The organism is Lentzea sp. NBRC 102530 (genome assembly GCF_030269365.1).
Lineage (GTDB): Bacteria > Actinomycetota > Actinomycetes > Mycobacteriales > Pseudonocardiaceae > Lentzea.
Map to the genome: position 1 here is coordinate 113,223 of NZ_BSTF01000019.1, position 26,221 is coordinate 139,443.

Genomic DNA, 26,221 nt, shown 5'->3' on the forward strand with positions numbered 1-26,221 from the left:
CGCTGGAACGCGAACCAGCCGGTGCGCACGGCACCCGCGAACTAGGCCCGCGCCTCCGCGTCCCAGTCCAGGTGCAGCCGCGCGAACAACAGCGACTCCGCCAGCATCTCCCGCCGAGCCGCGGGGGTTCCGGCCCGCCGCGTGTTGACCTCCAGCACCACCTGCCCGTCGAACCCCCCGCGGGCCAGCATCTCGCAGAGCTCGGCGCAGGGCTGGTCCCCCCGCCCGGGCACCATGTGCTCGTCCTTGGGTGCCCCAGAGCCGTCCGCCAGGTGGACGTGCCGGAGCCCGTCGCCCATCCGCTTCGCCAGCTCCAACGCGTCCATGTGCGCGGCGGCGGAGTGCGAGAGGTCCAGCGTGTAGTTCCGGTGCCCGACGTCGGTCGGGTCCACGGACGGCTTGAAGGCGTTCATCTCCACCGACCGCCCCCGCCCGAGCGGCCGCCGCACCGGGAACATGTTCTCGACGGCGATGGCGATCCCGCTGGACTCCTCCAGAGAGGAAACCAGCTCGGCGAACCCGTCCGCGTACTTCCGCTGCCACCGGAACGGCGGGTGCAGGACCACGGTGGGCGCGCCGAGATCGCCGGCGGCCTCGACCGCACGCCGCAACCGCTCGGCGGGATCCGGCGACCACACCCGCTGCGAGATCAGCAGGCACGGCGCGTGCACGGCCAGCACCGGCATCCCGGTCCGGGCGGACAGCCGGTCGACCGCGCGGATGTCCTGCGACACCGGGTCGGCCCACACCATCAGCTCGACGCCGTCGTAGCCCAGGTCGGACGCGATCTCGAACGCCGCCCCGGCGGGCTGCGGGTAGACCGATGCCGTGGAAAGCCCGACCGGGATGCGGGCCGTCAACTCTTCACCAGCAGCATCGCCGCTGGTGAGACGGTGACGATGAGGCCCACGAGGACGGCCAGGACGGTGGTTTGCAGGTCGTCGGCGCGACGGATCTTGCGAACGAGCAACACCAGACCCACGGTAACCGCGAGCGCCACGACCAGCGCGGCGGCGGGGACCGAGCGCCAGAGGTAGTTGAAGGCGAGCCACAGGGCCGCGCCGCCGAGGACGCCGACGGCGAGCTGGCCGATCATGATCAGCCATTCCTTGCCCGCCGAGCGCGACTCCGCCGGTTCGTCCTCCTCGGCCTCCGCGGCGTCGTCGAGGCCCGCGGGGCCCTCGTCCTCGTCGTCTTCCTCGTCGGTCTCGGCGAGGTAGTCGTCTTCGGCGCGGTAGACGGCGTACTCCTGCGAGTCGTCGTCGTCCACGTACGGGCCGGGGTGCGCCGCGGTCGACTCCATCGGCGCCATCGACAGGTCGGTGTGCGCGTTCGGGTCGTCGTCGCCGAACCAGGCGTCGGGCTGGTTGCCGGGCAACGGCTCGGGCAGCTTCGGCGGGGCCGGCGGCACGATCAGCACGGACTCGGTCTCGAGCGCGGCGATCTTGTCCACCGGCGCCTTGGCCGGGATGCGCGGGAGTTGCTCGGTCATCGCCTCGCGCGGCGGGGCGGGGATCGGCATGGACACCGACGGCTGACCGGGCTTCGGCGGGCGCACGATGCTGGTCCGCGCGGCGGCGGGCGTCGAGGTCGCCTGGTCGAGGCGGGCTTCGAGCCTGCCGGGCGCTTCCGGGCGCGGCAGGTCGGAGCGGGACGGCTCGGGGCGCGCGGCCTCGGGCCGGGGCATGTCCGAGCGCGACGGCTGGTCGCGGACCTGCGGCACCTGCCGGGTCTGCTCGGCGGCCGCGGGCGGCGGTGCGGCGGGAGCGGCGGGGGGCGCCTGCTTCGGCGGTCTGCGGACCAGTGGCGGCGGCGCGGGGGGCGGCACCGGCATCTGCTGCGACGGCTGCGGCTTCGGCTGCTGGGGCGCCGGCGCGACCTGCGGTTTCGGCTGGTACGCCGTGCGCTCGGCGGCCGCGGGCGGCGGTGCCGAGGGCGGTTCGGGGGCGGCGCGACGACCGGGCTGCGGCGCCACGTCGTCGTCGCGGATCGCCATCAGCCGACCGCTGTCGGACAGGACCCGCTCGATGATCGTCTGGGGCGCGGTCTCCGGCTGCTGGACGTCGTCCTCTTCGTCAGCCGCCCGGCGGCGTCGCCGACGTGGCGCACTCTCTGCGCTGCCCCCGTACTGGGCGAGCAGCTCAGCGACAGTGCGCTGCGTCTGGTCCGATCCGCTCTCTCGACTCATCAACTCCACCGTGCCCCGGTCTGCCCAGTCCGTCCAGTATCGCTCTGGTCCGTCCCGTCAGTGTGGTCCAGCCGTCGGAGGATGACACCCTCCCGGAGTGCCCACGGGCAAATCTCCAGCTGCGTGAGTGACAGGGCTCGCATTGTGGCCTCCGCGACCAATGCGCCCGCGACGAGCTGATGGGCGCGAGACGTGCTCACACCTTCCAGCTCCGCGAGGTCATGGGCCGACATCCGGGAAATGAACGCGATCAGCTGCCGCAGGCCCGCGTCGGTGAGCACGCGTCGTGCCCTGGGCCCGGCAGACGATGGCGCGGCCCCGGTGAGCCGCGCCAGCGTTCGGAAAGTTTTTGAGGTCGCAACCACTCGATCGGGTTCACCCGCGCGTTTCAGCTTCCGCGCCACGGGCGCGAGCTGCTCGGCGAGCCACTCGGTGGTCTCGCGGACCTCGGAGCGCCTGGGTGGGTCCTTCTTGAACCTCGTCCTGGTGAGCCTGCCCGCGCCGAGCGGCACGGAGAAGGCCAGGTCCGGGTTCTCGTCGCGGCCGACGGCGAGCTCGAGCGAACCGCCGCCGATGTCGAGCGAGAGCAACTTGCCCGCGGACCAGCCGTACCAGCGGCGGACCGCGAGGAACGTGTACTTCGCCTCGTCCTCGCCGGAGAGGACCTTGAGGTCGACCCCGGTCTCGGTGCGGACCCGGTCGAGCACCTCGGCGGAGTTGCCCGCCTCGCGCACCGCCGACGTCGCGAACGCCATCAGGTCCTCGCAGCCGGACCTCTTCGCTGAGGCCTTGGCTGCGGCGACGGCACGAACGAGCTGGTCAGCGCCCGCTTTCGAGAGCTGACCCTTGTCGTTGAGCTGCTCGGCGAGACGCAGGATCGTCTTCTCGGACGTCATCGGGATCGGGTGGGCACCACGATGCGCGTCCACCACCAGAAGGTGGACGGTGTTGGAACCCACGTCGAGAACGCCCAGGCGCACGCCGGAAACGGTACCTGGTCGTGTCCGTCAGGACTCGAACTTGTAACCCAGACCCCTCACGGTCACCAGGTGACGCGGGGCCGACGGGTCGGGTTCGATCTTCGAACGCAGGCGCTTGACGTGCACGTCCAGCGTTTTCGTGTCGCCGACGTAGTCCGCTCCCCACACCCGGTCGATCAGCTGGCCGCGGGTGAGCACCCTGCCGACGTTGCGCAGCAGGTACTCGAGGAGGTCGAACTCCTTGAGCGGCAGGCTGATGTCCTGGCCGCTCACGGTGACGACGTGGCGTTCCACGTCCATCCGCACCGGACCGGCCTCCAGGATCTGCGGGAGCAGGTCCTCGGACTCGCCGCCGCGGCGCAGCACCGCGCGGATGCGGGCGATGAGCTCACGGGCCGAGTAGGGCTTGGTGACGTAGTCGTCGGCGCCCAGTTCGAGTCCCACGACCTTGTCGATCTCGCTGTCGCGGGCCGTCACCATGATCACGGGGACGGCGGAGCGCTGGCGCAGCTGCTTGCACACGTCCGTGCCGCTCATGCCGGGCAGCATCAGGTCGAGCAGGACGATGTCGGCGCCGTTGCGGTCGAACTCCTCGAGCGCCTCCTGGCCGGTGGCCGCGAGCGCCGCGGTGAACCCTTCCTTGCGCAGCAGGAAGGCGAGCGGATCGGCGAAGGACTCCTCGTCCTCCACGATGAGCACCCTGGTCACAGCTCTCCTCCAGTGTCACCCGCGCCGGTGGGGACGAGGGTCGGGTTGGGTTCGGTCGCCGCGGCCGGGAGCCGCAGCGTGAAGGTGGAGCCCGTTCCCGGCAGGCTCCACAGCTTCACCTCACCGCCGTGGTTGGCGGCGACGTGCTTGACGATCGCGAGCCCGAGACCGGTGCCCCCGGTCGCGCGCGAGCGGGCCTTGTCGACGCGGTAGAACCGCTCGAAGACGCGGATCTGCTGGTCCTCGGCGATGCCGATGCCGCGGTCGGTCACGGCGATCTCGACGTGCCCGTCCACCAGCCGGCGGCTGACGCTCACCGGGCTGCCGGGCGGCGAGTAGGCGACGGCGTTGTCCAGGAGGTTCGTCAGCGCCGTGACCAGCAACGACCGGTCGCCGGGCACGACGAACCCGCTCGGTTCGTCGGTGGTGATCGTGATGTTGACCGACTCGGCGGCGAGCTTGGACCGCGACAGCGCCTCGTTGATCACGACGTCGATCTCGGTCTCGGCGAGCTCCGGCAGCTTCTCCGCGCCCTGCAGCCGCGACAGCGCGATCAGCTCGGTGACGAGCGCGCCGAGGCGGGTCGCCTCCTGCATGATCTTCGCGCTGAACCGGCGGACCTCCTCCTGGTCGTCGCTCGCGTCCAGCACGGCCTCCGCGAGCAGCGCCAGCGCGCCGACCGGGGTCTTGAGCTCGTGGCTGACGTTCGCCACGAAGTCGCGCCGGGTCTTCTCCAGCCGCACGGCCTCGGACTCGTCGGTCGCGTCGACCACGGTGAAGTTCTCGATCAGCAACCGCACCTCGGCGTGCACGGCCTCCGGCTGGCGGCCGGTGCGGTAGCCCTCGAGCGGCGAGAGGTCGACGTACACGACCTCGTTGCTGTTGCGGACGCCCTCCGCGGCCTTGCGCGCCCGGTCGTCCACGCGGTTGTTGCGGACGATCCCGAGCTCTTCGGCACGGGGGTTGTGCAGCACGACGTCACCGAAGTGGTTCAGCACCACGATGCCGTCGTGGGAGTCGTGAATGATCTGTTGGATCAGTTCGGCGACCGTCAAGCCTTCCGGCTTCTTCGGTTGCCTGGGGGCGGTGAACCGGCCGATGAAGAAAGCGGCCATCACGCCGATGAGCGCGAGGCCGATCGACACAGCGAGGTAACCCGTTGTGGTCACGAAGCGAATGGTAAGCAGCTCAGAGGTGTCCTGGCCTAGTACGAGAGCGTGAACCGTGACGCCCGCGACACCTCGGTGGAGGGTTGTTTCGCGCCTGGTCAGGTGCCGTTCACCCAACCGTGTCCTTAGACGCGAGAAAGGCGCACCCGGCACCGGGTGCGCCTTTCTCGGAATGTGGTCAGCGGCCCTGGTTGGCGACCGCCGCGATGGCGTCCTTCGCGGCGTCCGGGTCGAGGTATTCGCCACCCGGCTTGAGCGGCTTCAGGTCCTCGTCGAGGTCGTAGCGCAGCGGGATGCCGGTGGGGATGTTGAGCCCGGCGATGGCCTCGTCCGAGATGCCGTCGAGGTGCTTCACGAGCGCGCGCAGCGAGTTGCCGTGCGCCGCCACGAGCACCGTCTTGCCCGCCCGCAGGTCCGGCACGATGTCGGACTCCCAGTACGGGATCATCCGCTTCACGACGTCGAGCAGGCACTCGGTCAGCGGCAGGTCGGGCCCGAGACCGGCGTAGCGCGGGTCGGTGTCCTGGCTGAACTCGCTGCCGGGCTCGATGGGCGGCGGCGGGGTGTCGTAGGACCGGCGCCAGAGCATGAACTGCTCCTCGCCGAACTCCTCGAGCGTCTGCTTCTTGTTCTTGCCCTGCAACGCGCCGTAGTGGCGTTCGTTGAGGCGCCAGTCGCGCTTGACCGGGATCCAGTGCCGGTCGGCGGCGTCGAGCGCCAGGTTGGCGGTCATGATGGCCCGGCGCAGGAGGCTGGTGTGCAGGACCTCCGGCAGCACACCGGCTTCTTTGAGGAGCAGCCCACCGCGCCGGGCCTCCTTCTCGCCCTTCTCCGACAGGGGAACGTCCACCCAGCCGGTGAACAGGTTCTCCGCGTTCCACGTGCTCTCGCCGTGGCGGAGCAGCACCAAGGTTCCGACAGACATGGCGGCTAGCCTGCCATGCCGACCCTCCTGCCGTACCCCGGCAGGTCACCGTGATCCACGCCATGGGATTCGTCGGTGTACAGGTGGATCTCCACGCCGTCCGGGTCGTGGAAGACCAGCAACCACCCGATGCTCGCCTCGATCTCGGGCGAGTGGGGGATGCCCAGGCCGTCCAGGTGCTCGATCCAGTCGTTCAGGTCCCGCCTGGTCGCGACGGCCCAGTTGACCGGGTCGAAGCCCTGCAGCGCCTCGGCCTTCTCGGGGTTGAGCCTCAGGCTCAGGCCTGCGGCTCCGTCGCTCACGTAGCCCGCGACGCCCCGGACCACGCCGTCCGCGTCGGCGAACTCCCACTCGGGCTCGAAGCCGAAGACCTGGCCGTACCACTCGATCGACCTGACCAGGTCCGTCACCGGGATCTGCACGCCGGCCACGAACCCGTCCCGCGCGAACAGCCGGTGCCCCGCCGATCGCACCGAGGCACGCGTCTGCCGACGTCGATGCGGGCGATCGCGGCCGAGGCCGGCGTGTCCGAGCTGATCTCGGACGAGGGCGAGCACGCGATGCGGGCGAACTGCCTGGCGGTCGTGGAGGCGCTGGTGGCGACCGGGGAGGTGCGGGAGGAGTTCGACGTGGTGGCGGTGGCGGACGTGCTGGTGACGATGTGTTCGCCGCACGTGCACCAGGTACTGGGCTGGCCAGCCGATCGCTGCCGCGACTGGCTGGCCGACACCCTCGAAGCTTCCCTGCTCAGGCCTGTTCGCGCGCCCTGAGGTCCTTGCGCAGGATCTTGCCCGCCGCCGACTTCGGGATCGCCTCGATGAACTCCACGACGCGAACCTTCTTGTGCGGCGCCACGTGCGACGCCACGAACGCCATCACGGCCTCACCGTCCACAGAGGAACCGGGCTGCCGCACCACGAACGCCTTGGGCACCTCCTCGCCGTCGGCGTCGCGCACGCCGATGACCGCCGCGTCGGCGATCTCCTCGTGCGTCAGCAGAACGGCCTCGAGCTCGGCCGGCGGGACCTGGTAGCCCTTGTACTTGATGAGTTCCTTGACGCGGTCGACGATCGAGACGATGCCGTCCGCGTCGATCACGGCCACGTCGCCGGTGTGCAGCCAGCCGTCGTCGTCGATGGTGGCGGCGGTGGCCTCGGCGTTGTTGAGGTAGCCCTTCATGATGTTCGGGCCCTTGCACCAGAGTTCGCCGCGCTCGCCGACGCCCACGTCCTCGCCGGTGGCCGGGTCGACCAGGCGGCACTCGAGGTTGGGGATGATCACGCCGACGGTGCCGACCGAGATGTCGTCGCGGCCGTCCGGGATGGCGTGCGAGACCGGGGACATCTCCGTCATGCCGTAGCCCTGCACGACCCGGCAGCCGATGCGCTTGCGGACGGCGGCGGCCAGGTCCTCGTCCAGGGGTGCGGCGCCCGAGAAGAGGGTGTGCAGCGGCGACAGGTCGTAGTTGTCGACGATCGGGTGCTTCGCGAGGGCCACGGCGACCGGCGGCGCGATGTAGACGCGGTCGGTCTTGTGCTCGGCGATCACGCGCAGGAACTCGGGCAGCTCGAACTTCGGCAGCGTGACGACCACGCCGCCGATGTACAGGCCGTTGTTCATGAGGACCTGCATGCCGTAGATGTGGAAGAACGGCAGCACGGCGAGGATCCGGGTGTGGGCGCCGACGTCCGACAGGATCGGCCCGCACTGCACGAGGTTCGCGACCAGGTTGCGGTGCGTGAGCATGACGCCCTTGGGCAGCGCGGTCGTGCCGGACGAGTACGGCAGCACGGCCAGGTCCTCGGCCGGGTTGATCTCCACCTCGGGCACCGGGTGCGTGTTGTTCAGCAGTTCCGGCAACGACGGGTAGCCCTCGGCGCCGTCGAGCACGACGACGTCGGTCACGCCCGCCTTCGCGGCGCCCGGTGCGGCGTTCGGGAGCAGCACGGAGACGGTGAAGAGCATCTTGGCGCCCGCGTCGTGCAGCTGGTGCGCGACCTCGTCTGGTGTGTAGAGCGCGTTGATCGTGGTCGCCGTGGCGCCGGCGCGCAGGATGCCGTGGAAGACGACGGCGTAGTACGGCGTGTTCGGGCTGAGGATGCCGACGACATCACCCTTCCCGATACCTCGGGCGGCGAGCGCTGCCGCCATCCGGTCGATCGCCCCGGCCAGCTGGCCGTAGGTCAAGGTCGCGCCGGACATGCCGTCGATCAGCGCAACCCGGTCCACCCGGTCGGCGATGTCGCCGAACAGCAGCTGGTGCAGCGACACATCGGGGATCTCGACATCGGGATACGGACTGCGAAAGACCATGCGGCGACCTCATTCACATCGCTGTACATCGCTGTACACCCTGCCTGTGGGCACATCGTGATCCAGCCCACTGGGCAGGTCAAGGACGACTCGATCGCTACAGATGCGTTACTTTGCGCGGCTAAATACACTCGAATGGAGTAATACAAGCACTTGTGATCGCAAGGATGTATCTGAGAAGTTGATACCGCCTCCGCGAGTCGGCTCCCACGCTTACTCGACGAGCGCGAGGCACCTTGCGCGATTCGTCATCCCCCGTCGAATCGCGTGGCCCGCCTGGGATTCGTAGGCTCCCCCCGTCCACGGATCCCCTGCAGCGGGGACCTTTGACGCGGGACGGCTCGATGCGACTCCCCCTCTCTCCCGAGCCGTTCCGCGCATCATCAAAGGCACACTCTCAGTAGAACTTGATCACCCTGCTTCGTTCATTCGAGTGACGCGACGGCGCCGCCGCAGCAGGTAGATCACCGCCGCCGTGGGCACCGCCAGCACCACCAGGAACGGCAGCAGGGCGCCGAAGGCGATCAAGATCCCGTTCAGGACGGCCAGCAACGCGTTCCAGCCACCCGACAACGCGCTGAGGAACCCGGCCTTCTCCGGCTCCGGCGGAGCGATCGGCACGGTGGCCACCTGCACCGTCAGCGTCGCCATCGCGACCTTGCCCTTGAGCGACTCGGCCCGCCGCTGCAACGACTCGAGGTCGGCCTGCCGCTTGGTCAGCTCGGCCTCGACCTGCGCGATCTCCGCCGTCGACCCGGCCCGCTCGAACAGCACCCGCAGCCGTTCCACGCTGGCCTTCGCCGTCGCCATCCGCGACTCGGTGTCGACCAGCTGGTCGGTGACGTCCTCGCTGCGCACCTCGCTGCGGGTGACCTCCCCGACGCTCGCGAGGTCCCGCACGACCCGGTCCAGCTCGGCCGACGGCACCCGCACGGTCACGGAACCCGACTTCTTGGTCGAGTTCTCCTGCCCCGCGAACCCGCCGACCGCGCTCGCCCGGCTCTTGACCTCGCTGATCGCCTTCAGCACGTCATCGCTGCGCAGGTCGACGGTCGCCGTGCGGACCAGCTGCCGCTCCTGGTCCTGCACCGGCTGCACGGCCTGCCCGGCGTTGTCCTTCGCGGGCTCCTGGCCCGGCTTCTGCTGCGGCGCGACGTTCCGCTCCGCCTGAGGCGCGGCGGCGTCCTGCGCCGACGAGCCTCCACTCGAGTTGCTGCCACACCCCGTCGAAACCAGGGCCAGCAACGCGACTCCCACCCACAGCACTGGTCTACGCATGCCAGTCGGACGGACCGGAGCCCCGCGGGAGTTGCCGCCTAGGCCGAAACGAGTCGGCGGCTAGTCCGAAACGAGATGTTGGAACGCCGCCAGGTTGGCGAGCGACTCCCCGCGCGACACGCGCCACGCCCACTCGCGCCGGATCGCGTCGGCGAACCCGATCTCGAGCAACGGGTTGAAGTCGCCGTCCGCCGCCTCCAGCACCTGCCCGAGCACGCGGTCGAGCTCATCGGCCGTGACGGCGTGCTTGCCGACCCGTCCGACCAGGTAGATGTCACCCTCGGCGTCGATCGTGTAGTGCACGCCGTACAGCCGTGCGTTGCGTCGCAGCAGGAAGCGGTACACCTCCTCGAACGACTGGTCGGGCCGCCGGCACACGAACGCCTCGACGACCAGCGCGTGCGCGGTCTCGACCAGCCACACGTTCGTCTGGAGCTTCTTGGTCCCCGGCAGCGTCACGAAGAACTTGCCGGGCTCCCGGCGGTCGTACTTCAGCTCCCGTTCGTCCAGGAACTCCTTGATCACACCGTCGACGCTCAAGCGAAAACCTCCCGGCGGAACACCTCTGCCGCCTCTTGATACCCCGCCAGCAGGGCGTCAGTCGTGCGGTCCCAGGAGAAGCGTCGCGCATGCCCCACGGCGTTGCTCGCCAGGTGCTCCCGCTGCGGCAGCGCCACGTCACCCAGCGCCGCGGCCCACTCACCGGCTTCGTGCCCGTGCACGAGCACCCCGGACACCCCGTCCCGCACCGCCACCGGCAACCCGCCGACGGCCGCCGCGACCACCGGCGTCCCGCAGGCCTGGGCCTCCAGGGCCACCAGTCCGAACGACTCGTTGTAGCTCGGCACGGCGACCAGGTCGGCGGCCCGGTAGACCTCGGCCAGCGTGGGCCCCGGCTGCGGCGGCAGGAACCGCACGACGTCGGTGATCCGCAGCTCGGCGGCCAGCTCCTCCAACGCCCTGGGCCGCTCGGTCCCCGATCCCGACGGCCCGCCCACGATCAGCACGACCAGCCGCGAGCGCAGTCCCGGATCACGCACGAGCATCTCGGCGGCCGCACGAAGCAGCACGTCAGGAGCCTTCAACGGCTGGATCCGCCCGACGAACGCGAGCACGATCGCGTCCTGCGGGATGCCGAAGCACCGCCGGGCGTGCTCCTGCGAGCCGGGCGTGAAGCGGTCAAGGTCCACGCCGGGCGGCACGACGGCCACCTTCGACGGTTCCGCGTCGTAGAGCTTGATCAGTTCGCCGGCCTCGATGTCGGTGTTCGCGACGAGCCGGTCCGACTCGGTCACGACCTGCTCCTCGCCGATCACCCGCATCCGGGGTTCCGGCGCGTCGCCCTCGGCCAGCGCGAGGTTCTTGACCTTGGCGAGCGTGTGCGCGGTGTGCACCAGCGGCACGCCCCACCGTTCCCGCGCCAGCCAGCCGACCTGCCCGGACAGCCAGTAGTGCGAGTGGATCGCGTCGTAGTAGCCCGGCTCGTGCCGTGCCTCGGCGCGCAGGACACCGGCTGTGAACGCGCAGAGCTGACCGGGCAGCTCCTCCTTGCCCAGACCCTCGAACGGCCCTGCGGCGACGTGCCGGACGCGCACGCCCGGCGCGAGTTCGGCGACCGGCGGCAGCTCCGAGGAGGTGGCGCGGGTGAAGATCTCGACCTCGACGCCCCGTTGAGCCATCCGAGTGGCCGTCTGCACGATGTAGACGTTCATCCCGCCCGCATCACCCGTCCCCGGCTGTTCGAGCGGCGAGGTGTGCACTGAGAGCACCGCGACGCGCTTCATCGGGCGACTCGCAGGAGGTCGGCGGCGAACCGCTGCGGCCGTTCGAGGAACGGCGCGTGGGCGGTGTCGGGGTAGAGGCTCAACTCGGCTCCGGGGATCAGGGCGGCGGAGTACTCGGCGGCGGCAGGGGCCACCACCTCGTCTTGAGTTCCGTGCACGACCAGGGCCGGCACGTCTACGGCCTTCAGCACGTCGGCGCTGTCCACGTCCCTGCGGAACAGCTCGCCTCGCACCTTAGGACTGACCGAGGTGGCGGCGGCAGTGAGCTTCGCGACCATCTCAGCAGGCAGGACGGGTGCCATGGCCGCACAGAAGGTCGCCATCGCGGCGTCGTCGGTGATCGCGCCGGGCAACGCGGCCCGCATGACCGGACCGGTGGCGCCTCCCGGGCGTCCGCGGCCGATCTCGGTGATCGCGCTCACGAACACGAGCGCGGTGACGTCCGCGGTGCCGTGGACGCGGAGGTAGTCGGCGATGACGAGCCCGCCGTAGGACCACCCGACGAGGGTCGCGGGCCCGGTGTGGTCGAGGACGGCCCTGACGTCCGCGGCCCACTGCCGAGAGTCCCGGTAGTCGCCGAAGTCGTCGGATTCGCCGTGTCCACGCAGGTCGACGGCGTAGGTGTGGAAGCCGGGCAGGTCCCAGACCTCACCCGTCTGCGCCCAGCCGTGGATCAGCACCACCGGCGGCGCGGCGGCCGGACCCGACTCCCGCAACGCAAGACGTCCCCCGCCCGTCGTCGTCACGTGTGCCAGATCCACACCAGTGCGAACGACCAGGCCGGGGGACGCATTCCCGCCGGTGCTACTTGATGGCGGACTTGCCCTTCCACTGCTCCCAGGACAGCTGCCAGTCGTACCAGTCGAACTGGGCCGGGAGCGTGGTGATCGAACCGGTCACCTCGACGGGGTCGCCGACCAGCGCCGAGTCGAAGTACGCCTTCGCGTCGGCCTCCAGCAGGTTCGCGCAGCCGTGCGAGGTGTTGTTGGTGCCGATGTTGCCCGCGTTGTCGTTGTTCTCGTGGATGAACTCGCCGTGGTTCGAGAACCGGACGGCCCACTTCTTCACGACGTTGGTGTAGCCGTAGCGGGGGTTGTCGAACGAGAACGTGTCGTGCTTCGACATGACGACGAACGTGCCGTTCGGCGTGGTGAGCTCGGGGTCCGCGTCCTTGCCGAACGAGGCCGGGTAGTCGGCCGTCTGCTGGCCGTCGCGGAACACCTTGAGCCGGTGCGTCGGGTTGTCGATCTTCACGACCTGGTTGCGGCCGATGGTGAAGTCGCTGGTCACGTCGGCCTTGCCGAACGCGCCGCCACCGTAGTTGACGCCGTAGAGCTTGGCCTCGACCTTCACCGTGGTGTTGGCGGGCCAGTACTTCTCCGGCCGGTAGTGCACCTCCTGCGCGTTCAGCCAGGCCCAGGAGCCCTGCACGTTCGCGGAGTTGGTGACCTTCAGCGCCTTCTCGACGGTCGCCTTGTCCTCGACCGGCGCCTCGAACTTGACCATGATCGGCGCCGCGACGCCCACGGTCTGGTTGTCACCGGGCCACAGCGTCGCGCGGGTCTGCGAACCGGGCGCGACGGTGGTGAACGAGCCCTTGAGCTCGACGGGCTTGCCGTCCGACCCGACGGCCTTGCCGGCGAAGCTGTACGTCTTGCCGTAGCCGAGCGGCTCGGCCGTCGTCCAACCCGACTTGTCCTCGGTGAGGGTGCCCTTGACCTCGGTGCCCTCGGGTGACTTCAGTGCGACGGACTCGATCTTGCCGTCCACCACGGTGACCTGGACCGGGGTCGTGACCTGCACGTCCTTGGTTCCGTCGACCGGGGACAGGGTCACCTTCGCCGACGGCAGCGAGCTGTCGGCCTTGGGCGAGCCTGCCTCGACACTCGAGCAGCCGGTCAGCAGCGTCAGTCCAGCGACCAGCGCGACAAGTGTTCTCTTCACGGTTTCGACCTCCCACCATGGTGGACGTCCAGAACCCCGGCGGGGTGTGAGTGACGTCGGTCACACGCGGGCCGTCCGCCTACGATCGCAGTCGTGAATCGACCTGTCGCAGTTGTGACCGGAGCTAGCGCGGGCATCGGCGAGGCCACCGCGCGGCGGCTCGCCGCCGAGGGGTTCCACGTCGTGCTCGGCGCACGTCGTCTGGACCTCCTCCACGTTATCGCGAAGGAGATCGGGGGAACGGCCCTCGAACTCGACGTGACCGACGAGACCTCGGTCGCCGCCTTCGCGGATCAGGTGCCGAACGCGAACGTGCTGGTGAACAACGCGGGCGGGGCTCGCGGGCTCTCCACCGTGGCCGAGGGCAGCGCCGACGAGTGGCGCTGGATGTGGGAGGCGAACGTCCTCGGCACCCTGCTCGTGACCAGGGCTTTCATCCCGAAGCTGATCGCGTCCGGGGACGGGCACATCGTCTCTGTGACGTCCATCGCGGCGTACGAGGCCTACGACAACGGCTCGGGCTACACGAGCGCGAAGCACGCCCAGTCGGCGCTGCACCGGACGTTGCGCGGTGAGCTGCTCGGCCGGCCGGTGCGGGTCACCGAGGTCCAGCCGGGCATGGTCGAGACGGACTTCTCCGCCAACCGGTTCGGCGGCGACACCGAGCGCGCGGCCAAGGTCTACCAGGGCCTCACGCCGCTGACGGCCGACGACGTGGCGGACGTCATCTCGTTCGCGGTCACCCGGCCGTCGCACGTGAACCTCGACACGATCGTGCTCAAGCCTCGGGACCAGGCCTCCGCGACGCGGGCACACCGGGAGTGAGCAACTCCACGTCGAGCTGACGCAGGACGGGTTCGACGGGGTTCGCGAACCCCGTCGAGCCCGATCCGGCGACGTAGAGGCCGACGACGCGGTTGTCGGCGTCGACCAGGACGGCGCCGGAATCCCCGTGGTCGCCGAAGCGTTCGGCCGAGTGCACGCGGATCTGGTCGCGCAGGGTCCGCACGCCGATGCCGTCCCCGAAGTCCAGCCGCAGCGTGGAGTCCGTGGACTCGATCACGCCGTGGGTGAGTCCGGTGGTGCGGCCGCGTTTGCGGACGGTCGAGCCGATGGTGGCCTCGGCGCTGCCCGTGATCGCGCCGACGTCGAGCACCTCGGCGCGGAACGGCCGGGGGCCCATCCGGAGCCCCGCCGCGCACACCGCGCCCGCCAGCGCCGCCCGGTCCAGCACGGCGACCACGTCCTCGCCCGGCACGCCACCGTCCACTCTGGACGGGTGCACGAACTCGTCGCCCACCGCCCACGAGTCGTCGACGCACCCGACGTGAAACGTGGTGAGCCCCAGCACCTTCCGCGCCTCGTCCCTCGTGACCGCGAACGCGCCGAGCGTGCCGGCGATCACGAACTCACCGGCCTTCGGCACCTCCGGCGGCACGACCCGGAACGACCGCGCGGGCCCGATGCCGATGCCGCCGCGCAGCACCTGGTGCCGTTCCACCGCAACGGGTTGCTCGTCCTCGGAGCGGATGATCCTGGCGCGGTGCAGCACGATCGACTCGGCCACGACGTCCGTCGGCACGCCGCTGACCTCGAGCGGGATCTGCTGCGGGTGCTCGGGTCCCTTGGCGCACACGTAGACCACGATCGCGGCCCGGCCCGTCGGGCGTCCCGCCGTGACCTTCTCGCCGATGTCGACGCCGATGACGCCCGGCCGGGCCAGGAACTCGTCTTCGACCATGCGCTTGATCGGCCTGATGACCTCGCGCGCGTTGTCGTCGAGGTAGCTCATAGCGACCTCCGTTCCCCTGTCACTCCATGAAACACGCCAGGTAGCGGTTCGTCACACGGAGTCACCCGAACGCCGGGGCGTCGCTAGGCCCTGTCCTGCGAGTCCGTCAGGTGGCAGGCGCGGGTGAGCGAGCCGGAGGCGGTGCCGCCTCCGGGTCCCTCGGCCGCCACTGCCGCCCGACGGACTTGCGGGACAGGGGCTAGAGCTCGACGCCCACGAAGACCGGTTCGGGGTGCAGTTCCACGCCGAACGCCGCCCGCACGCCGTCGCGCACCTCGCGCGCGAGGTCGAGCAGGTCCTCGGTGGAGGCGCCGCCGCGGTTCGTCAGGGCCAGCGTGTGCTTGCCGGACAACGAGACCCGGCCGCCCGGCCCCTGGTGTCCCCTGCGGAACCCGGCCCGTTCGATCAGCCACGCGGCCGAGAGCTTCTTCTGGCCGTGGCCCGCCGGGTAGCTCGGCACCTCGACGTCGGAGCCGAGGCGTTCGGCGATGCGGATCAGGACGCTGGAGAACGTCGCGTCGTCGACGATCGGGTTGGTGAAGAACGAGCCGGCGCTCCACGTGTCGTGGTCGGTGGCGTCGAGCACCATGCCCTTGCCGCGGCGCAGTTCGAGAACGGCCTTGCGGGCCTCGTCGGCGGGCACGCGTTCCCCTTGCGCCACACCGAGAACGCGCGCGAGCTCGCCGTAGCGGATCGGCGCGGACATGCCGCCGGAGGTCAGCGCGAACCGGGTGCGCAGCACGACGGCGCTGTCGGTGCCCTTGAGCGTGCTGGTGCGGTAGGCGAGACCCAGCTTCGCGGCGGGCACCTGGTGCACCTTGCCGCTGCGGCGGTCCAGCAGGTCCACCGACTGGAGCACCTGGGAGATCTCGACGCCGTACGCGCCGACGTTCTGCACGGGCGTGGCGCCGTTCAGGCCGGGGATGCCGGACAGGCACTCGAGCCCGCCGAGGCCCTGCGCGACCGCCTCGGCGACGACGGAGTCCCACTCCTCGCCCGCCTCGACGGTGAACTGGACGATGCCGCCGCCCAGCGGGTCGAGCCGGAAGCCCTTGGTGGCGACGTGCACGACCACGCCGTCGAACCCGCCGTCCGAGATCACGAGGTTGGACCCGCCGCCCAGCACGAGGACCTTCTCGTCGGCGGCGGCGTCGGCTGTTCGCACGGCTTCGACCAGCTCAGCGGCGGTCGTGGCGTGGACGAACCGCGCGGCCGGGCCACCGAGTCGGAGCGTGGTGCGCTCGGCCAGAGGTACGGACTGCGTGGTGGTCACAGACGTCAACGGTAGCCTCCGCGACATGGCACGCCGCATCGAGCACCACACCACGTCACCCCATTCGGCGGAGAAGGTCTTCGGCGCGTTGACCGACGAGACCTTCCTGCGGGACCGGCTGGCCGCGATCGGTGGCCCCGGCGCCACCCTGGTGGCGTTCGACCAGACCGAGGAGCGCACGTCGTACCAGCTCAAGCAGGGTGTGCCCGCGGAGCACGTGCCGGCGCCGGTCAAGGCGGCGCTCGGCGGTGACCTCGTGATCAACCGCACGGAGACCTGGGCGGCGGGCGCCGGCACGGTCGAGGTGCTGGTCAACGGCGTGCCCGGCCGGCTGGAGGGCTCGTTCACCGTGCTCGACGACGGGACGGGCTCGAAGCTCACCCTCTCGGGGGAGGTCAAGGTCGGCATCCCGTTCCTCGGCGGCAAGATCGAGAAGCTGATCGCGGAGCAGGTCGCCGTGCTGCTCGACAAGGAGAGCGAGTTCACGTCCGAATGGCTCGCAAACCGCGGCTAGCGGCCGGCCGGGCCCGGGCGCTCGGCCTGCCGACGCGCGGCACGACCAACCCGAACCGCCTGCGCCGGGTCGACCGGTGGATGGCCGGGACGCTCGCGACGTTCCTGCAGGACGCGGCCGACCCGCTCGTGGTCGACCTCGGGTACGGGGCCACGCCCGTCACCACCGTCGAGATGGCCGCGCGGCTGCGGGCCGTCCGCCCCGACGTGCGCGTGCTCGGCCTGGAGATCGACCAGGACCGGGTGGACGCGGGCAAGGCCGTCGCCTCACCGCCGTTCCTGGACTTCCGGCGCGGCGGGTTCGAACTGGCCGGGGCGCGGCCGGTGTTGTTGCGCGCCTTCAACGTGCTGCGCCAGTACACCGAGGAGCAGGCGTTCGAGGCGTGGGACACGATGCTCTCCCGGATGGCTCCCGGCGGACTGGTCGTCGAGGGCACCTGCGACGAGATCGGCCGTCGCTGCACCTGGGTGACGCTTTCGGCGGACGGGCCTTTGTGGTTCACGCTCGCGGTGAAGCCGTCCGCGATCGAGGTGCCCTCCGACGTGGCCGAGCGGCTGCCCAAGGCGTTGATCCACAAGAACGTGCCGGGCGAGCGCGTGCACGCCCTGCTGGGCGAACTGGACGCCTGCTGGGCGACCGCGGCGCCGTTCGCCCCGTTCGGGCCGCGCGCCCGGTGGGTGGAGTCGGTGCGGCTGCTGGTGGAACGCGGCTGGCCGGTGCTGGACGACCGGAAGCGGTGGCGGCTCGGCGAAATCACGCTCGAATGGGCGGCCGTCGCCCCCTAGGGTGGTTCTCGTGGACTTCGTCGCGCAGGTCGAGACCCAGGCTTCGTTGATGCGTTCGGCGGCCCTGAAGGCCGGTCCGGACGCCCCGGTTCCGTCGTGTCCTGAGTGGACGGTGCGCGACCTCGTGCGGCACCAGGCGGAGGTGCACACCTGGGCGGCGGAGGCCCTGGCCACCGCGCCCGAGGACCGGCGGCCGAAGTGGCCGCACGCTCCGGAGGGCTTCGACGAGGCGCTCTCATGGTGGGAGAAGGGCCTTTTCCTGCTCCTGGACCGGCTGCGCGAGACGCCGGCCGACCGTCCCGCATGGACGTTCCAGGGCCCGAAGCTCGCGGGCTTCTGGGCGCGCAGGCAGGCCCACGAGACGTCGATCCACCGCCTCGACGCCGAACTGGCTGCCGGCCGCGACCTGCCGCCGCTGACGTTCGACCCGGAGTTCGCCGCGGACGGCGTCGACGAGTACCTCACCGTGCTCGTGGGCCGCCGGATCGAGCTGGGCTTCCCCGTCACCGGCACCGGCAGGCTGCTGGTGCACGCCGCCGACGCGGGCCGCACCTGGGAGATCCGGCTGACCGAGAACGAGCCACTGGTCGTCAGTGCCCCGCAGGACTCCGCGTTCGACGAGGACGCCACCCTCGCGGGCACGGCGGACGCGCTCTACCGCTTCGTCTACGGCCGCCCGAGCAACGCGATCGTGACGGGAGACGAGTCGCTGTTGGCGGCGCTGCCCAGGCCGTGAACACCGCGGCGAATACTCTGGGGGCGTGTCATCGCCTGAGCGTCGCTATGTGATCACCTTCGGCTGCCCGGACCGCACCGGCATCATCGCGAGGATCTCGTCGTTCCTCGCGGAGAACGGCGGCTGGATCGTCGAGGCCGCGTACCACACGGACCCGGAGACGGGCTGGTTCTTCACGCGCCAGGAGGTCCGCGCGGACTCCCTGCCGTTCGGCGTGGACGAGCTGCGCGCGAGGTTCGCCGACGTGGCCGCGTCCCTCGGCGCGCAGTCGACGTGGACGGTCACCGACACGGGCTCCCGCAAGCGCGTGGTGATCCTGGTGTCCCGCGAGGGCCACTGCCTCTACGACCTGCTGGCCCGCGTCGCCACCGGCGAACTGGACGTCGAGGTCTCCGCCGTGATCGGCAACCACCCCGAACTCGGCGACATCACCCGCGCCCACGGCATCCCGTTCCACCACGTGCCGTTCCCGGTCAACGACCCCGAGGGCAAGCAGGCGGCGTTCGCCCAGCTGCGCCTGCTGGTCGAGAAGCACGACCCGCACGCCGTGGTCCTCGCCCGCTTCATGCAGATCCTGCCGCCGGAACTGTGCGCGGCCTGGAGCGGTAAGACCATCAACATCCACCACAGCTTCCTGCCGTCGTTCATCGGCGCCCGCCCGTACCACCAGGCACACCGCCGGGGCGTGAAGCTCGTCGGCGCCACCTGCCACTACGTGACGGCCGACCTCGACGCGGGCCCGATCATCGAGCAGGACGTGCTGCGCGTGCACCACGGCGACTCCGTGGCGGACATGGTGCGCAAGGGCCGCGACATCGAGAAGGTGGTGCTGGCGCGCGGACTGCGCTGGCACCTCGAAGACCGCGTGCTGGTGCACGGCAACCAGACGGTGATCTTCTGAGCTACCAGCTCTCCTTGCGGTAGACGGACTTCTCCGCGAAGTCGTCGTCCTCGCGCTGCGGATTCTGTTGCGGCAGCTCGGGTTCCGGGATCTGGACGTCGGTGTCCAGCTCGTTCGAGTGGCTGCCGACGACCTGCCGGAACTCGCCGAGCACGTTCTCCGCGGCCTGTTCCCGCGCGCTGCGGACCAGCGTGAGGACCTTGGCCGCCAACTCGGCGTCGCCCTCGATCTTCAGGTCGAGCAGGGCGCCGTTCGCCGCGACCGTGACGGTGAGGGACTTGTCCTCGCTCGTCACGGTCGTGCCGGCGGATTCGAGGTTGCGACGGAACGCCGTGGCGTTGCGCTGCAGTTCGGCGGTCTTGGCCTCGAAGTCGGCGAGCCATTCGTCGGGGGTCATGCTGTCGCTCATTTCTGGGTGGGGCGGGGGCCGAACTTCTGCTCGAGTTCGGCGGGGTCGCCGATTTCCACGTCACCGCTGAAAACGGAGTCCGGCGAGGTGCGCACTTCACCGGAAGGGGGCTTGTCCGACGAGTAGAAGGTGACGGGCAACGAGACGGAACGCTCGCCCGACTTCCAGTAGACCTCGCGTGCCTTCTGGATCAACTCGTCGAACTTGGTGTCCGACACCGATGCCGCGGACAGGGTCGCCTGCAGGTGGACCTGCTGGCCGAGGTCGAGCCCGTGCACGTACCCGTAGGCGGCGTCCTCGACCCCTGCCGTGGACTTCCACCCGGCGACGACCTGCTTGCCGATGTCGTCGACGGCCGGACGGTTCGCGTCGGTGGCGCCGCACCCAGCCAGGAGTCCGGCCGCCGCCACGATTGCGGCCACGCTGCGGAAGTTCATTCACTCCCTTTCTGGCGACGTGGTAGTTCCAGGTCACCGAATTCTTGTCGTCACCGTTCAGGAACGCCCCGGCGGTGTCCTCGAAACGGGCGACCGAGGGATCCGAACCCGAATCCAGCTGCCGGGCCGCGTCGGTGTGGTTCTCCCGGATCGCGTGGTTGCCGCCGAACGTGCCGGTCTGGTTGTCGAACGTGACGGTCGTCCGGTTCGCGGAATCGGGGTCGTCGCTCGCATCGAGGCGCGGCACGATGTCGTTGCGGTTCTCCAGCGACAGGACCTGAACGTCGGACGGCACGTCGATGCGACCGACTCGATGCGGTCACCCAGGTCCTCGACGGTGTCGTCGGACGTGCCGCACGCGGTGAGGAACAGCAACGGCGCCAGGAGCGCGAGGCGCTTCACTTGCTCGGCCGGGTCGGTCGGGGGCCGTAGCTGGCCGCGGGGTCGCCGTCGAACTCGATGCGGCCTTGGCCGATGGGTTCGGCCTCTCCCGGCTTGTCGGCGTAGGGCGGGTCGTCGGTGGAGTAGACGAGGTAGCCGGCGCCGACGTCACGCGAGGTGCCGCGCCAGTAGTCGCGCCTCGCGATCTCGACCAACTCGTCCACGGTGGTCGGAGTGATCTTGTCCGCGTGCACCAGGACCTCGACGGTCACGCTCTCGCCCTGGTCCAGGCCGTGCCGGTACTCGAACTGGGCCGCGGCCACGTCCGGTCGTTCTTTCCAGTGGGCGATGATCTGCCTGCCGACCTCGTTGACGTCGGCGTTGAAGTTCTCCAGCACGCCGCACCCCGTCAGCAGCAGGAGCACCGGAAGAAGTCTGAGCATCGCGCACCCCCGCAGTGGATCTCGGCAGGGGTGCACGACGGGTACCCGGCGAACTCAGATCTTGTTGGCCGCCATGCCCACCGCCTCGACCAGCCACCCGGCGTCCGCGGCCGACATCACGGCCGGCGGGGTGAAGCTGACCGTCCGGCCGCGGAAGTCCGCCAGCACGCGGGACCGCAGGAGTTCGCCGGTGAAGACGTCGGCGGCGCGCTGGTCGGGCAGTTCGACGCCGAGCAGCAAGCCCCGGCCGGTCGCGTGGGCCTTGCCGGCGGTGACGGCGCGCAGTCCGTACAACAACTCGTCCCCGAGCAGCTTGGCGCGTTCGACCAGGCCTTCGGAGGCGGTGACGCGCAGGCAGGCGTTGACGGCGGCCGAGGCGAGCGGGGAGACGGCGTCGTGGCCTCGCCACAGCGGCACCTCGACGGCGGCCGAGGCGACGACGGCGGCGATCGGGAGCACGCCGCCGGACAGGCCCTCGCCGACCAGCATGATGTCCGGGGTCACGCCGTCGAGGTCGACGCCCCACCACACGCCGAGGCGGCCCAGGCCGGAGCGGGTCTCGTCGACGACGAGCAGGGCGCCTGCCTCGCGGCACACCTCGGCGACGTTGCTCAGGTAACCGGTGGGTGGCGGTGCGACGCCGCGGACGGGTTCGACCAGCACGCAGGCCGGCGGGCCGGAGGCGAGGACGGCGCGCAGCGAGTCGATGCCGCCGTACGGGACCTCGCCCGTGGTCAGGACGCGTGGGCGGCCGTTGGCCTGGGCGAGGGCGACGGCGAACTGGGCGGCCTCGGAGGCAGAGGGGAAGGTGTGGACGTGGTCGAGCCCGTCGGGGGTGACCAGGTCGAGCATCAGGCGGTCCAGCAGGGACGGCCGGCGCACCTGGCCGACCACCGCCTGCACCACGGCCGGGTGGGCGTGGCCGAGCAGGGGCACTCCGTACCCACCGCAGTCCAGGTACTCGACTCGGTGGGGATCGACCACGCGGGCGCCTCTGGCGGCGCAGCCGGTCAGCTGTTCGGTAGCCATTGCGGGGAACCTCTCTCGGGCAGCGCGGCCCGCGGCCGCTCGTCGGGATGGCGAGCGGACCTGAGTTCCCACCAAGACATTCGGATCCAGGGCCCCGTTGGTTCGCTCGGGGCATAGGCTTTTTCCCGTGCGGACCGAAATCACCGACCTCGACCAGCTGCGCGCAGCCCCTGACCTGCGCAAAGCCGTCATCATCGGACTGGACCTGCATCGCGAGGACGTGCGGGTGCCGATGGACGGCGCCCTGCTGCTCGGATGCACCCTCAGCGAGACCATGCAGCGCCGGGCGGAGGCCGCCGGGGCGTTGATCTTCCCGGTGATCCCGGACCTGCCCTACGACGTGTACCGCTCCGCGCTCTACACGCCCGCGGAGCTGTTCGCGGGCTTCGACCCGGCCGACCCGAAGTCGTACGCCGACACCCCGGACGCGGTCATCTACCGGCACAGCAAGCAGCAGGGCCACCACCCCGACCCGTTGCACGCGCTGGCCGAACGCCTGCACGACCACTCGATCACCGAGGCCCTCGACGAAACGCTGACGGGCTCGCCGGTCGCGGTCATGGGCGGCCACGCGCTGGCCCGCGGCTCCGAGGGGTACCGCAACGCCGTCACGCTCGGTGCGGCGCTGGGCCACGCGGGCTTCACCGTCCTGACCGGCGGCGGACCGGGCGCCATGGAAGCGGTGCCGCTGGGCGTGCGCCTCGGTTCCGCCGACTCCGACGTGCTCGAACTGCTGGCGCGGGCCCCGTCGTTCGGCCACGACGACGAGTCGATCGGCCGCTGGCTCGCCGCGTTCCCCGAGATCCCCAGCTTCGACACACCGCGCACGATCGGCATCCCGACCTGGTTCTACGGCCACGAGCCGCCCAACCCGGCCTGCGAACTGCACGCGAAGTACTTCGCGAACTCCGTGCGCGAGGAGGGCCTGCTGACCGTCGCGACCGGCGGCATCGTCTACACGCCGGGCAAGGCGGGCACGGTCCAGGAGGTCTTCCAGGACTTCACGCAGAACTACTACGGCAGCGTCGGCCCGGCCGCGCCCATGATCTTCCTGGGCCGTGACTTCTGGACCGACGAGGTCCCGGCCGCACCGCTCGTGCAGAAGCTCGCGGCGGGCCGGGAGGCCGAGCAGTGGATCCTCGTCACCGACGACGTCGACGAGGCGATCGCGCTGCTAACCAAGTACGCGAGCTAGATCGGGCAACACCTCGGCGCCGGTGAGCTTCATCAGCACGTCGCCGGGGATCAGGATCTTGCTGCCCCGGATGCCGCTGCCCACGACCAGTTCGGGGGCGGCGGCCACCTCGGGCGAGACGAGGACCGGCCAGTCCGCCGGCACGCCTATGGGCGTGATGCCGCCGTACTCCATGCCCGTCAACGCCACGGCCTCGTCCATCGGCGCGAACGACGCCTTGCGCGCGTCGAGCCGCTTGCGGATGACGCCGTTCACGTCCGCGCGCATGGTCGCCAGCACCATGCAGGCCGCGTAACGGACGACGTCGCCGCGCTTGCCCGCGACCACCACGCAGTTGGCCGAGGCTTCCAGCGGTGAGCCGTAGTGCGCGCAGAACTCCGCGGTGTCGGCGAGCGTCGGATCGATCTCGGCGACGGCGACGCGGTCCGCGCCGTCCAGGGTCTTCAACGCTGCCGCGACGGGCTCCGGCACCAGGTCGAGGCGGGAAAGCACAGGTACGGGTTCGAGAGACCCGGCGATGGTCCACACACCGCCCATCCTGCCAGCGGGCTCACCATCAGCTGCGGCGGCCGACAAATGCTGTTTGACTTTGCCGCTGCGTCAACCTCTACCTTCGATTTCAGAGCGCGAAGGGGGACCGAGATGGCCTGGTCGATCGCCCAGGTGGCCCGGATGTCGAAGGTGACGTCCAGGACGCTGCGGCACTACGACTCGATCGGCCTGCTGCCGCCGGCCTGGATCGGCGGCAACGGTTACCGCTACTACGAAAAGGAACAGGTGCATCGCCTGCAGCAGATCCTGCTGCTGCGCGACCTCGGCCTGGGCCTCGACGTGGTGGCGGAGGTGCTGAACGGCACGGACCAGCTCACGGTCCTGCGCAACCACCACCGGTGGCTGCAGGACGAGAAGCAACGGCTGGACCGGCTCGCCGGCACCGTCGCGCGGACGATCGCGGAACTGGAAGGAGGGGACGAAGTGAAGATGGAAGAGCTGTTCGACGGCTTCGACGCGAAGAAGCAGGAACGGCACGAGGCCGAGCTCGTCGAACGCTACGGCGAGGGCGTCGAGGAACACCTCGCCGAGAGCAAGCAGAAGCTCAAGGGCTGGACGCGCAAAGACGCGGACCGGTTCATGGCCCAGTGGCGGGAGATCGCCGAGGGTCTCGGTGCCCTGTACGTCGCGGGCACGGCGGTCGACGCTCCGGAGACTCAGGAGCTGATCGACCGCCACTACCACTGGATCTGCCTGAGCTGGACGCCCAACCGCGAGTCCTACAAGGGGCTCGGTGACCTGTACGTCGACTCGGACGAGTTCCGGGTCAACTTCGAGGTCGAGGGCGGCGGCAACATGGCCGAGTGGACGCGGGACGCGATGGCCCACTACGCCGAGACCCGGCTGGCCTAGTCACGGTGCGGGAGCTGCAGATCCCGCATCACCAGGCCCGACGTCACCCCAGGTCGAACGCCTTCAGCGCCTCGCGGTTGAACGCCGGGAGGTCGTCGGGGTTGCGGGACGTCACGAGCGTCCACCCGTTCATGTCGCACACCCGGACCTCCTCGTCGGCCCAGTCACCGCCCGCGTTGCGGATGTCGGTCCGCAGGCTCGGGAACGAGGTCAGCATCTTGCCGCGCACCACGTCGGACTCGACCAGCAACCACGGTCCGTGGCAGATCGCCGCGATCGGCTTGCCGGCGGCGACGAGGGCCTTCACCAGCTCGACCGCTTCGGGTTCCATCCGCAGGAAGTCGCTGTTGGCGACGCCACCCGGGATCACCGCGCCGTCGTAGTCGTCCGCGCTCGCGTCGGCGAACGTCGTGTCGACCGGGAACGTGTCGGCGGGCGTGAGGTGGTTGAACCCCTGCACCTCGCCGAGCTTCGGCGCGAGCAGGCGCGGTACGCCGCCCGCCTTCTCGACGTGCGCCCACGGATCGGTCAGCTCGACCTGCTCGATTCCTTCCGCGGCGACCAGGAACGCGATCTTCTTCTGTTCAGCCATGCACTTCGGCTACCCGCCGAAGAACGACACCAACCGATGCCTGATGTCGTTCCGGTGGGTGATCATCGGTGAGGGCGAGTCGATCAGCCAGAGCTCGCCGTACGGGAACGCCGCCGCCGTCGCCTTGGCCACGGACTCGGGGTGCAGCGGATCGCCGACAGCCCCGATGACCAGCACCTCGGTCGAAACAGCGCCCAGCAGGGACGCATCGGAGACCGCGACCTGGCCGGGCAGCTGCGCGGCGGCGGCCTCCAGCCGCCGCAACGCCTCCCGCCGCTCCGCGACGTAGATCGGCGGCCCGACGGTCAGGTCCGAGAGCTGCTGCAGGGTGAACGCGGCCCGGGGCTCGTCCAGCACCGCGGGCAGCAGCAGGGCCACCCGGGAGAACCGGTCGGGCTCGAGAGACATCAACCGCACCAGGGCACCGGCGCCGAGGGACACGCCGACGGCGTGCGGGGCCTCCACGGTGGCGAGGTCGGCGGCGATCGTGCCGTAGTCCCAGTAACCGGGAGGCGCGTCCGGAGCGGCGCCGTGCGACGGCAGCGTCACGACGACGCGGGTGCCGGGCAGGCCGGAGGCCGGGATGCGGGCCTCACCGGGGGTGGCGCCGAGGCCGTGGGCGACCAGGGTCACCGGCGAGCCGGAACCGTAGGAGTGCGTGATCACCAGCGGGGGCCGCGCTGGACCTCGATCAGGCGCGGGCGGACGTCCACCATGTAGACGAGCACCGCGATGAGGCCGGCGAGCCAGAAGATCGACCCGGCACCGCGCGGCTCGAACAGCAGCAGGGCCGCTGTGCCACCGCCGGTGATGCCGAGCCAGGCGGGCTTCGTCATCTTCTCGATCGCCGTGTAGGCGTCCGGCCGCTGGCTCACCGCGTGGAAGAACGCGAACAGGCCGAAGAAGCTGAACACCACATCGGCGAGGAAGAGCACGATGCCGTCGAGGTTCCAGATGCTGATGTACGGCAGGTAGAACACAGGGCCAGCCTACGTGCCGGTACGAGAAGAGGGGAGCGGCCCTGGTCGGACCGCTCCCCGG

32 protein-coding genes are annotated in these 26,221 nt (G+C 70.4%); 9 read left to right on the forward strand and 23 right to left on the reverse strand.

What is annotated here, in order from left to right:
• Positions 1–41: 41 nt before the first annotated feature.
• The 7 genes from QSK25_RS37735 to QSK25_RS37765 form a co-directional block, all read right to left on the reverse strand.
• The gene (locus tag QSK25_RS37735) at positions 42–860 is read right to left on the reverse strand and encodes a sugar phosphate isomerase/epimerase family protein (protein ID WP_285645560.1); all 819 of its coding nucleotides are present in this window, start codon (positions 858–860) and stop codon (positions 42–44) included.
• Positions 857–2,188 (reverse strand): Rv0497 family membrane protein, encoded by a 1,332-nt coding sequence (locus QSK25_RS37740; RefSeq protein WP_285645563.1) that lies wholly within the window; start codon positions 2,186–2,188, stop codon positions 857–859. The genes QSK25_RS37735 and QSK25_RS37740 overlap by 4 nt, the downstream gene beginning before the upstream one ends.
• The gene (locus QSK25_RS37745) at positions 2,188–3,168 is read right to left on the reverse strand and encodes a Ppx/GppA family phosphatase (RefSeq protein WP_285645564.1); all 981 of its coding nucleotides are present in this window, start codon (positions 3,166–3,168) and stop codon (positions 2,188–2,190) included. The genes QSK25_RS37740 and QSK25_RS37745 overlap by 1 nt, the downstream gene beginning before the upstream one ends.
• Before the next feature lie 27 nt (positions 3,169–3,195).
• Positions 3,196–3,876 carry a response regulator gene (locus QSK25_RS37750; protein ID WP_109629061.1) on the reverse strand — a complete coding sequence of 227 codons (681 nt, stop codon included), beginning with the start codon at positions 3,874–3,876 and terminating at the stop codon, positions 3,196–3,198.
• On the reverse strand, positions 3,873–5,045 hold the full coding sequence (locus QSK25_RS37755; RefSeq protein WP_285645568.1) for a sensor histidine kinase: 1,173 nt from the start codon (positions 5,043–5,045) through the stop codon (positions 3,873–3,875). The genes QSK25_RS37750 and QSK25_RS37755 overlap by 4 nt, the downstream gene beginning before the upstream one ends.
• A gap of 178 nt (positions 5,046–5,223) precedes the next feature.
• Positions 5,224–5,970: a phosphoglyceromutase gene (locus QSK25_RS37760; RefSeq protein WP_285645569.1), complete on the reverse strand. Its 747-nt coding sequence runs from the start codon at positions 5,968–5,970 to the stop codon at positions 5,224–5,226.
• A gap of 5 nt (positions 5,971–5,975) precedes the next feature.
• Positions 5,976–6,443, reverse strand: coding sequence for a VOC family protein (locus QSK25_RS37765; RefSeq protein ID WP_285645570.1), 468 nt, complete (start codon positions 6,441–6,443; stop codon positions 5,976–5,978).
• A gap of 24 nt (positions 6,444–6,467) precedes the next feature.
• Here QSK25_RS37765 and QSK25_RS37770 point away from each other — a divergent pair, with 24 nt between their 5' ends.
• A complete protein-coding gene (locus tag QSK25_RS37770) occupies positions 6,468–6,740 on the forward strand; it encodes a hypothetical protein (protein ID WP_285645571.1) in 273 nt (90 codons plus the stop codon).
• Here QSK25_RS37770 and QSK25_RS37775 read toward each other — a convergent pair.
• The 6 genes from QSK25_RS37775 to QSK25_RS37800 form a co-directional block, all read right to left on the reverse strand.
• Entirely contained in the window at positions 6,718–8,283 is a 1,566-nt protein-coding gene (locus QSK25_RS37775) for a 4-coumarate--CoA ligase family protein (RefSeq protein WP_285645572.1), read from the reverse strand. The two genes, QSK25_RS37770 and QSK25_RS37775, sit on opposite strands and share 23 nt — an antisense overlap.
• A gap of 411 nt (positions 8,284–8,694) precedes the next feature.
• Positions 8,695–9,561: a DUF4349 domain-containing protein gene (locus tag QSK25_RS37780; RefSeq protein WP_285645573.1), complete on the reverse strand. Its 867-nt coding sequence runs from the start codon at positions 9,559–9,561 to the stop codon at positions 8,695–8,697.
• A gap of 60 nt (positions 9,562–9,621) precedes the next feature.
• Positions 9,622–10,101 (reverse strand): type III secretion system chaperone family protein, encoded by a 480-nt coding sequence (locus tag QSK25_RS37785; RefSeq protein ID WP_285645574.1) that lies wholly within the window; start codon positions 10,099–10,101, stop codon positions 9,622–9,624.
• Positions 10,098–11,345 carry a D-inositol-3-phosphate glycosyltransferase gene (gene mshA, locus QSK25_RS37790; protein ID WP_285645575.1) on the reverse strand — a complete coding sequence of 416 codons (1,248 nt, stop codon included), beginning with the start codon at positions 11,343–11,345 and terminating at the stop codon, positions 10,098–10,100. The genes QSK25_RS37785 and mshA overlap by 4 nt, the downstream gene beginning before the upstream one ends.
• A complete protein-coding gene (locus QSK25_RS37795) occupies positions 11,342–12,091 on the reverse strand; it encodes an alpha/beta fold hydrolase (RefSeq protein ID WP_285645578.1) in 750 nt (249 codons plus the stop codon). The genes mshA and QSK25_RS37795 overlap by 4 nt, the downstream gene beginning before the upstream one ends.
• Before the next feature lie 58 nt (positions 12,092–12,149).
• Complete coding sequence (locus tag QSK25_RS37800; protein ID WP_285645579.1) at positions 12,150–13,289, reverse strand: L,D-transpeptidase; 1,140 nt, start codon at positions 13,287–13,289, stop codon at positions 12,150–12,152.
• Positions 13,290–13,382: 93 nt separating this feature from the next.
• Here QSK25_RS37800 and QSK25_RS37805 point away from each other — a divergent pair, with 93 nt between their 5' ends.
• Positions 13,383–14,114, forward strand: coding sequence for an SDR family oxidoreductase (locus QSK25_RS37805; protein WP_285645582.1), 732 nt, complete (start codon positions 13,383–13,385; stop codon positions 14,112–14,114).
• Here QSK25_RS37805 and QSK25_RS37810 read toward each other — a convergent pair.
• Both QSK25_RS37810 and QSK25_RS37815 read right to left on the reverse strand, forming a co-directional pair.
• The gene (locus tag QSK25_RS37810; protein ID WP_285645584.1) at positions 14,068–15,081 is read right to left on the reverse strand and encodes a chymotrypsin family serine protease; all 1,014 of its coding nucleotides are present in this window, start codon (positions 15,079–15,081) and stop codon (positions 14,068–14,070) included. The genes QSK25_RS37805 and QSK25_RS37810 overlap by 47 nt on opposite strands.
• 199 nt (positions 15,082–15,280) lie before the next feature.
• Positions 15,281–16,381 (reverse strand): UDP-N-acetylmuramate dehydrogenase, encoded by a 1,101-nt coding sequence (locus QSK25_RS37815; protein WP_285645586.1) that lies wholly within the window; start codon positions 16,379–16,381, stop codon positions 15,281–15,283.
• Here QSK25_RS37815 and QSK25_RS37820 point away from each other — a divergent pair.
• Genes QSK25_RS37820 through purU form a run of 4 tightly spaced genes read left to right on the forward strand, consistent with a single transcriptional unit; the run spans position 16,380 to position 19,290 of the window.
• The gene (locus QSK25_RS37820; protein ID WP_285645587.1) at positions 16,380–16,868 is read left to right on the forward strand and encodes a DUF2505 domain-containing protein; all 489 of its coding nucleotides are present in this window, start codon (positions 16,380–16,382) and stop codon (positions 16,866–16,868) included. The genes QSK25_RS37815 and QSK25_RS37820 overlap by 2 nt on opposite strands.
• Positions 16,847–17,653, forward strand: coding sequence for a class I SAM-dependent methyltransferase (locus tag QSK25_RS37825; RefSeq protein WP_285645589.1), 807 nt, complete (start codon positions 16,847–16,849; stop codon positions 17,651–17,653). Before QSK25_RS37820 ends, QSK25_RS37825 begins: the two co-directional genes overlap by 22 nt.
• Positions 17,654–17,663: 10 nt before the next feature.
• A complete protein-coding gene (locus QSK25_RS37830) occupies positions 17,664–18,389 on the forward strand; it encodes a maleylpyruvate isomerase N-terminal domain-containing protein (RefSeq protein WP_285645590.1) in 726 nt (241 codons plus the stop codon).
• A gap of 25 nt (positions 18,390–18,414) precedes the next feature.
• Positions 18,415–19,290: a formyltetrahydrofolate deformylase gene (gene purU, locus QSK25_RS37835; protein WP_285645593.1), complete on the forward strand. Its 876-nt coding sequence runs from the start codon at positions 18,415–18,417 to the stop codon at positions 19,288–19,290.
• A gap of 1 nt (position 19,291) precedes the next feature.
• Here the strand turns inward: purU and QSK25_RS37840 are convergent, their stop codons facing one another.
• Both QSK25_RS37840 and QSK25_RS37845 read right to left on the reverse strand, forming a co-directional pair.
• Positions 19,292–19,687: a YbaB/EbfC family nucleoid-associated protein gene (locus QSK25_RS37840; protein WP_285645595.1), complete on the reverse strand. Its 396-nt coding sequence runs from the start codon at positions 19,685–19,687 to the stop codon at positions 19,292–19,294.
• An 8-nt stretch (positions 19,688–19,695) separates the two neighbouring features.
• Positions 19,696–20,121, reverse strand: a complete 426-nt coding sequence (locus QSK25_RS37845; protein WP_285645597.1) for a hypothetical protein — start codon at positions 20,119–20,121, stop codon at positions 19,696–19,698.
• An 89-nt stretch (positions 20,122–20,210) separates the two neighbouring features.
• Between QSK25_RS37845 and QSK25_RS37850 the strand changes: the two genes are divergently transcribed.
• Entirely contained in the window at positions 20,211–20,417 is a 207-nt protein-coding gene (locus tag QSK25_RS37850) for a hypothetical protein (RefSeq protein ID WP_285645601.1), read from the forward strand.
• Positions 20,418–20,534: 117 nt separating this feature from the next.
• Here QSK25_RS37850 and QSK25_RS37855 read toward each other — a convergent pair whose 3' ends face one another.
• Complete coding sequence (locus QSK25_RS37855; RefSeq protein ID WP_285645602.1) at positions 20,535–20,960, reverse strand: hypothetical protein; 426 nt, start codon at positions 20,958–20,960, stop codon at positions 20,535–20,537.
• 54 nt (positions 20,961–21,014) lie between these two features.
• A complete protein-coding gene (locus tag QSK25_RS37860) occupies positions 21,015–21,989 on the reverse strand; it encodes an aminotransferase class III-fold pyridoxal phosphate-dependent enzyme (RefSeq protein WP_285645603.1) in 975 nt (324 codons plus the stop codon).
• Positions 21,990–22,116: 127 nt separating this feature from the next.
• Between QSK25_RS37860 and QSK25_RS37865 the strand changes: the two genes are divergently transcribed.
• Positions 22,117–23,184 (forward strand): LOG family protein, encoded by a 1,068-nt coding sequence (locus tag QSK25_RS37865; RefSeq protein WP_285645604.1) that lies wholly within the window; start codon positions 22,117–22,119, stop codon positions 23,182–23,184.
• Here the strand turns inward: QSK25_RS37865 and QSK25_RS37870 are convergent.
• Entirely contained in the window at positions 23,164–23,721 is a 558-nt protein-coding gene (locus tag QSK25_RS37870; RefSeq protein ID WP_285645605.1) for a YbaK/EbsC family protein, read from the reverse strand. The genes QSK25_RS37865 and QSK25_RS37870 overlap by 21 nt on opposite strands.
• Before the next feature lie 105 nt (positions 23,722–23,826).
• Between QSK25_RS37870 and QSK25_RS37875 the strand changes: the two genes are divergently transcribed.
• The gene (locus QSK25_RS37875; RefSeq protein WP_285645606.1) at positions 23,827–24,588 is read left to right on the forward strand and encodes a MerR family transcriptional regulator; all 762 of its coding nucleotides are present in this window, start codon (positions 23,827–23,829) and stop codon (positions 24,586–24,588) included.
• Positions 24,589–24,631: 43 nt separating this feature from the next.
• On the opposite strand, the gene QSK25_RS37880 is transcribed toward QSK25_RS37875, so the two are convergent.
• The 3 genes from QSK25_RS37880 to QSK25_RS37890 are packed head-to-tail and all read right to left on the reverse strand — an operon-like array spanning position 24,632 to position 26,136.
• Positions 24,632–25,180 (reverse strand): type 1 glutamine amidotransferase domain-containing protein, encoded by a 549-nt coding sequence (locus QSK25_RS37880; RefSeq protein WP_285645607.1) that lies wholly within the window; start codon positions 25,178–25,180, stop codon positions 24,632–24,634.
• Between the two features lie 9 nt (positions 25,181–25,189).
• Positions 25,190–25,813 carry an alpha/beta fold hydrolase gene (locus tag QSK25_RS37885; protein ID WP_285645609.1) on the reverse strand — a complete coding sequence of 208 codons (624 nt, stop codon included), beginning with the start codon at positions 25,811–25,813 and terminating at the stop codon, positions 25,190–25,192.
• Positions 25,814–25,842: 29 nt separating this feature from the next.
• A complete protein-coding gene (locus QSK25_RS37890; protein WP_285645687.1) occupies positions 25,843–26,136 on the reverse strand; it encodes a DUF2516 family protein in 294 nt (97 codons plus the stop codon).
• Between the last annotated feature and the right edge of the window lie 85 nt (positions 26,137–26,221).

What these genes read in the sequence shown, in the direction of transcription:
- QSK25_RS37740 (WP_285645563.1), bottom strand. Translation starts at nt 2,188, where the DNA reads ATGAGTCGAGAGAGCGGATCGGACCAGACGCAGCGCACTGTCGCTGAG.
- QSK25_RS37760 (WP_285645569.1), bottom strand. Translation starts at nt 5,970, where the DNA reads ATGTCTGTCGGAACCTTGGTGCTGCTCCGCCACGGCGAGAGCACGTGG.
- QSK25_RS37770 (WP_285645571.1), top strand. Translation starts at nt 6,468, where the DNA reads ATGCGGGCGATCGCGGCCGAGGCCGGCGTGTCCGAGCTGATCTCGGAC.
- QSK25_RS37775 (WP_285645572.1), bottom strand. Translation starts at nt 8,283, where the DNA reads ATGGTCTTTCGCAGTCCGTATCCCGATGTCGAGATCCCCGATGTGTCG.
- QSK25_RS37780 (WP_285645573.1), bottom strand. Translation starts at nt 9,561, where the DNA reads ATGCGTAGACCAGTGCTGTGGGTGGGAGTCGCGTTGCTGGCCCTGGTT.
- mshA (WP_285645575.1), bottom strand. Translation starts at nt 11,345, where the DNA reads ATGAAGCGCGTCGCGGTGCTCTCAGTGCACACCTCGCCGCTCGAACAG.
- QSK25_RS37810 (WP_285645584.1), bottom strand. Translation starts at nt 15,081, where the DNA reads ATGAGCTACCTCGACGACAACGCGCGCGAGGTCATCAGGCCGATCAAG.
- QSK25_RS37820 (WP_285645587.1), top strand. Translation starts at nt 16,380, where the DNA reads ATGGCACGCCGCATCGAGCACCACACCACGTCACCCCATTCGGCGGAG.
- QSK25_RS37815 (WP_285645586.1), bottom strand. Translation starts at nt 16,381, where the DNA reads ATGTCGCGGAGGCTACCGTTGACGTCTGTGACCACCACGCAGTCCGTA.
- QSK25_RS37825 (WP_285645589.1), top strand. Translation starts at nt 16,847, where the DNA reads ATGGCTCGCAAACCGCGGCTAGCGGCCGGCCGGGCCCGGGCGCTCGGC.
- QSK25_RS37840 (WP_285645595.1), bottom strand. Translation starts at nt 19,687, where the DNA reads ATGACCCCCGACGAATGGCTCGCCGACTTCGAGGCCAAGACCGCCGAA.
- QSK25_RS37855 (WP_285645602.1), bottom strand. Translation starts at nt 20,960, where the DNA reads ATGCTCAGACTTCTTCCGGTGCTCCTGCTGCTGACGGGGTGCGGCGTG.
- QSK25_RS37860 (WP_285645603.1), bottom strand. Translation starts at nt 21,989, where the DNA reads ATGGCTACCGAACAGCTGACCGGCTGCGCCGCCAGAGGCGCCCGCGTG.
- QSK25_RS37870 (WP_285645605.1), bottom strand. Translation starts at nt 23,721, where the DNA reads ATGGGCGGTGTGTGGACCATCGCCGGGTCTCTCGAACCCGTACCTGTG.
- QSK25_RS37875 (WP_285645606.1), top strand. Translation starts at nt 23,827, where the DNA reads ATGGCCTGGTCGATCGCCCAGGTGGCCCGGATGTCGAAGGTGACGTCC.
- QSK25_RS37880 (WP_285645607.1), bottom strand. Translation starts at nt 25,180, where the DNA reads ATGGCTGAACAGAAGAAGATCGCGTTCCTGGTCGCCGCGGAAGGAATC.